The 3084-nt window shown below is 68.5% G+C and carries 5 protein-coding genes and 1 pseudogene; 2 read left to right on the top strand and 4 right to left on the bottom strand.

The window, feature by feature from the left end:
• Positions 1 to 320, top strand: a 320-nt coding sequence (locus tag ABT297_RS42860; RefSeq protein WP_350559912.1) for a hypothetical protein, incomplete at its 5' end; no start/stop codon positions are given.
• Positions 321 to 738: 418 nt separating this feature from the next.
• Here ABT297_RS42860 and ABT297_RS42855 read toward each other — a convergent pair.
• From ABT297_RS42855 to ABT297_RS42840, 4 genes are read right to left on the bottom strand one after another with little or no spacing between them, the layout of a single operon-like run.
• Entirely contained in the window at positions 739 to 1173 is a 435-nt protein-coding gene (locus tag ABT297_RS42855; protein WP_350559915.1) for an IS3 family transposase, read from the bottom strand.
• Entirely contained in the window at positions 1101 to 1631 is a 531-nt protein-coding gene (locus ABT297_RS42850) for an IS3 family transposase (protein ID WP_350559909.1), read from the bottom strand. The genes ABT297_RS42855 and ABT297_RS42850 overlap by 73 nt, the downstream gene beginning before the upstream one ends.
• Positions 1628 to 1930 carry a transposase gene (locus tag ABT297_RS42845; RefSeq protein WP_502885728.1) on the bottom strand — a complete coding sequence of 101 codons (303 nt, stop codon included), beginning with the start codon at positions 1928 to 1930 and terminating at the stop codon, positions 1628 to 1630. Before ABT297_RS42845 ends, ABT297_RS42850 begins: the two co-directional genes overlap by 4 nt.
• On the bottom strand, positions 1887 to 2390 hold the full coding sequence (locus tag ABT297_RS42840) for a hypothetical protein (protein WP_350559918.1): 504 nt from the start codon (positions 2388 to 2390) through the stop codon (positions 1887 to 1889). The genes ABT297_RS42845 and ABT297_RS42840 overlap by 44 nt, the downstream gene beginning before the upstream one ends.
• Here ABT297_RS42840 and ABT297_RS42835 point away from each other — a divergent pair.
• Positions 2355 to 2669: pseudogene (locus ABT297_RS42835) on the top strand (nucleotidyl transferase AbiEii/AbiGii toxin family protein); the annotation flags it as partial. The gene ABT297_RS42840 and the pseudogene ABT297_RS42835 overlap by 36 nt on opposite strands.
• Positions 2670 to 3084 lie beyond the last annotated feature (415 nt).

The raw sequence follows: 3084 nt of genomic DNA, 5'->3' as shown, positions 1-3084 counted from the left end.
AATGTACGGCCGGGCCAAATTCGACCTCCTCCGTCGCCGCATCCTTCAACCCAACTGATCCACCGATCGCCTACCACGCTTCCTGCGCCAGAACCCGTGATATCCACGGTGGCGTGCACGTCCACCACCACGGGCCGGGGCCCTTCGGGGTGATCCCGTCGCAGTTGCCCGGTGACGTGTCCGCGTTCGTCAACCGGCACAACGAACTGGCCACACTCGACGAGGCGCTCGGTGCTGAGCGGCACGAATCCCACGCGACGGTCGTCACGGTCATCACAGGTACCGCTGGAGTCGGCAAAATCCATCCCGGGACAGCTTGATCTCCTCGGGACTCGCGGTCGCGTAGCGAGGATCCCGAAGGCGTTGGACCTCGCCGATCCGCTTGCGCGGTTCGCCGGGCAGGACGTCACAGTCCGCGCTGGCGCAGCGCACCAAGAAAAGTTGCGCTTACGGCTGTGTACCGCCTTCAGCCGGGCCACCTCAGCCTCGAAGTCCTGCCCGGCCCTTGCGAACACGTCCCTGAGCGTGACCAACAGGTCGGCGGCCCGTTCGTACCCGATCGTGCTGGTCTGCGCCACGGCCGCCTCGATGATCGGAAGATAGATCGCGAGCGCCTCGGCCGGATGGGTCGCCGACCGTCGGTCGGTGGCCGCCAACCGGGTCTGCGGATCGCATCGGTACCGGCCGATGGCCTCTGGGCTTGACCCGATTCGACGGACAGGGTCGATGTGTTGATCCTCAAGCTACCCTGAGGGCGGTCAACGGCCGGACGCTGGTGCTGTTCTCGAAGGCGGCGGGGCTGAGGTAGCCGAGGCTGGAATGCCGGCGGCGGGTGTTGTACCAGCCCTCGATGTACTCGAATATCGCCTGCCTGGCGGCAGCGCGGGTGGGCCAGGCCTGCCGGTGCATGAGTTCAGTTTTGATGGTGGCGAAGAACGATTCGGCGACCGCGTTGTCCCAGCATTGACCGCGCCGGCCGACCGACAGGCGGACATCATGCCGCTTGGCGAGGCGGGCGTGCTGGGCGCTGGTGTATTGACAGCCGCGGTCGGAATGGAACACGAGCCCGTCGGCGGGCCGGCGGCGGCGCAGCGCGTCGGTCAGGGCGGCGTCGACCAGGTCGGTCTTGAGATGGTCGGCCACGGCCCAGCCCACGACGCGGCGGGAGGCCAGGTCGATGACGGTGGCCAGATACAGCCAGCCTTCCCACGTGTTGATGAGGTGATGTCACCGCACCAGCGGGTGTCGATCGCCGCTGGGTCGACGGTGAAGTCCCGGCCGATCAGGTCCGGGCGCTTCGCAGCGTTCGGGTCCGGGATCGTGGTGACCTGCCAGCGGCGTGGGCTCTTGCCCCGGATCCCGGCCGCGCGCATCCGGCGGGCGATGCGTTTGCGGCCGTGCCGCAGCCCGGCAGCGGCGAGCTCGGCGTGGATCCGCGGCGCCCCATAGGTGCCGTTCGACGCCGCATGGATCTGCAGGATCTTTGCGGTGAGCTGCTCGTCGACGCGCTTCCGGGAGCTGGTGATGTTGCGGGTGTAGTAGGCGGACCGGGAGACCTGCAGCAGCTCGCACGCGCGTTTGACACTGTGCTTGCCGGCCTGCTCCGCCTCGATGAACGGATACACGTTCACCGGGTCTCCCGTGCGAAGAAAGCCGTCGCCCGCTTCAAAATGTCGACGTCCTGCTGCAACCGGCGGTTCTCCGCACGCAGCCGGGCCAGCTCGGCCCGCTCGTCGCTGGTCAACCCGTCCGAGCGGGTCCCGGCATCAAGCTCGGCCTGCTTGACCCACTGCCGCACCGCGGTCTCGGTCAGGTCGAAATCCCGCGCGACCTGCCCGACCGTGCGGTCCCCGCGCTGACACAACTCGACGATCTCGGCCTTGAACTCAGGCGTGAACGCCCGCCGTGGCCTCGATCGCTTCTTCCCCACGCTCTCCATGATGCTGGACATCCTCCCGGAGACCCCAGGTCCCCTGATCTCGGATGTCCGTCAAAACGGGGCAGGCCCACTCCCACGCAGCCTCGTCCTCCAACAGCAGTACACGCACGTACACGTCGCCAGCGCTCCAGAGGCTGGCGACGTCGGCTCTGCGCCGCAGCAGCGACCATGCCTGTTCACGCTGCTCCGGCCAGCGCCCGGGGTTCGCGGCGCGGATGGCTTCCCGCAGCACCCGGTAGGTCTCGACACTGCCCTCCGACTGGAACCGGGCCTGCCACAGCGCGATGACGTCTTCGGTGCGGCCGGCCTCGGTGTACAACTCCACCAGCAGATCCGCCAGCCCGCTTGCGCGGTGATCCCAGCGGTCGACGCCGGCCCGACCCCGTTCCAACCACTCGATGGCCTCGGCCGTCCGGAACCAGTCGTCATGGCGATCGGCCCGGTACTGCACCCCGACGACGCCATCGCGAACAAGATGGCCGCGCTGTACGGGCGCGCCTTCGCCCGCGACTTCATCGACATCGACGCCGCGCTCGAATCCGGCCGCTATGACCACGAGACGCTGCTACGGTTCGCGGAGCGTGCGGACAGCGGCTTCGACCGCCGCCTCTTCGCCGACGCGATCGGGCAGGCGAAGGTGCTCGACGACGACGATTTCGCCGAATACGGCGTACCGAGCCGTTCGAGGATCCCTGGGACGTCTGGCGCGAGGGCGGGTTTGGCGATGTAGTGCTGGTTCGTCACCTGCTCACTGCCGTGCCCGAGTTGGGCCCGCCGCGCTCTTGGCATTGACCTCCTTGTCAATGAGGGTGGCGACGGTTTGCGGAAGGTGTGGGGTATCACCCATGCCAGGTCGGCCTCGGCGCGTCCCTGGCGCCACTGGCGTGCCCGGTGCCCCAACGCGCCGGCGGGTGTACTTGGTGCTGCGCGACGTCCGTGTCGGGTTCGCCGTGGGTGTGGCTACGACCGGCGCTCGTCGTGGGTCGTTGGCGTCAGTGGGTGGTGTCGGTGGTGTTGCCGGCGAGGGCGTCGGCCATCCGCTGGCGGAGTAGTTGCCGCTCGTGGCGCGTCGGCGCGAGGTCGGCGGCGTGTTCGAGCTCTTCCGCGGCCTCGGCCGCCCGACCCAGGCGGATCAGGATGTCGGC

It is taken from the genome of Dactylosporangium sp. NPDC000555, from assembly GCF_040300025.1.
In the GTDB taxonomy this organism is placed as follows: Bacteria; Actinomycetota; Actinomycetes; order Mycobacteriales; family Micromonosporaceae; genus Dactylosporangium.
This window is presented reverse-complemented; position numbering and strand designations above follow the sequence as displayed.